Origin of the sequence: Pseudomonas sp. ICMP 10191, assembly GCF_001467335.1 — a bacterium.
Classification (GTDB): domain Bacteria; phylum Pseudomonadota; class Gammaproteobacteria; order Pseudomonadales; family Pseudomonadaceae; genus Aquipseudomonas; species Aquipseudomonas cerasi.
On the sequence record NZ_LKGW01000011.1, the window covers coordinates 1 to 1,306 of the forward strand.

1 protein-coding gene is annotated in these 1,306 nt (G+C 60.6%); it reads left to right on the forward strand.

What is annotated here, in order from left to right; translation table 11 throughout:
• A partial coding sequence (locus tag AO388_RS02290) for an amino acid adenylation domain-containing protein (RefSeq protein ID WP_153003954.1) occupies positions 1–1,306 on the forward strand: 1,306 nt, incomplete at both ends.

A 1,306-nucleotide genomic window follows, 5' to 3' on the forward strand; every position in this document is an offset into this window, starting at 1 on the left:
GCGATCTGTGCGCAGCGCAGCCTGGAAATGGTGGTGGGCTTGCTGGGGATTTTGAAGGCGGGCGGTGCGTATGTGCCGCTGGATCATGGATATCCGTCGGAGCGGTTGCGCTACATGCTGGAAGACAGCGCGCCGGTAGCAGTGCTGGTGCAAGCGGCGCTGCAGGAATGCCTGCCGGCGGTAAATGTGCCGCAGGTCGTGTTGGACAGCGTGGACCTGTCCTCAGGGACCGGTGGGCTGCCGTGTGGCAATCCGGATCTTGATGCCCTGGGGCTGACGTCGAGAATGCCGGCTTATGTGATGTATACATCCGGCTCCTCGGGAGTGCCGAAGGGCGTGCTGATTGAGCACCGCAGTGTGCTGCGTCTGGTTATCAATAATCCTTATGCCAGGATCACCACAGAGGATTGTGTTGCGCATGGCGCCAATACGGCCTTCGACGCTTCGACCTGGGAAATCTGGAGTGCGCTGCTCAATGGGGCGAAACTGTTGGTTGTGTCTCAGGCGACGCTGCTCAATCCCGCGCGCTTGAACCATATATTGATTGAAGGTGGCGTGACCGCTTTATGGTTGACTGCTGGATTGTTCAATGAATATGTCGATGTACTCGCCGCTGCCTTCTCAAAGCTGCGATATCTCCTGGTCGGTGGGGATGTGCTCGATCCAGTGAGCGTTGCGAAGGTTTTGTCCCGCGCCCATCGCCCGAGGCATCTGATCAATGGCTATGGACCAACGGAAACAACGACCTTTGCCAGCACCTATGAGATCCATGCGCTGTCCGACAATTCGCGCTCGATTCCTATTGGCCGCCCTATCGGCAACACACGCATTTACCTATTGGATGCACACGGCCAGCCGGTGCCCATCGGGGTCAGCGGCGAGATCCATATCGGCGGCGCGGGGGTTGCCCGTGGCTATCTGAATCTGCCCGAACTGACGGCGGAGCGTTTCCTGGACGACCCGTTCAGTGCCGAGCCTGCGGCGCGGATGTACAGGAGCGGCGATCTGGGACGCTGGCTGGCGGACGGCAATATCGAGTACCTGGGGCGCAACGACGATCAGGTCAAGCTCCGTGGCTTCCGTATCGAGCTGGGTGAGATCGAGTCGCAGCTGGCGGCTTGTCCTGGAGTCAGGGAGGCGGTGGTGCTGGTGCGCGAGCAGCGTCCCGGAGACAAACGCCTGGTGGCGTATTTGACGGCGCGGGAAGGCGCCGTGTTGTCGGCGGCACAGTTGCGTGAGCAACTGTCGCAAGGGCTGGCGGAGTACATGATTCCGAGTGCCTTCGTAACGCTGGCGCGTTTCCCGC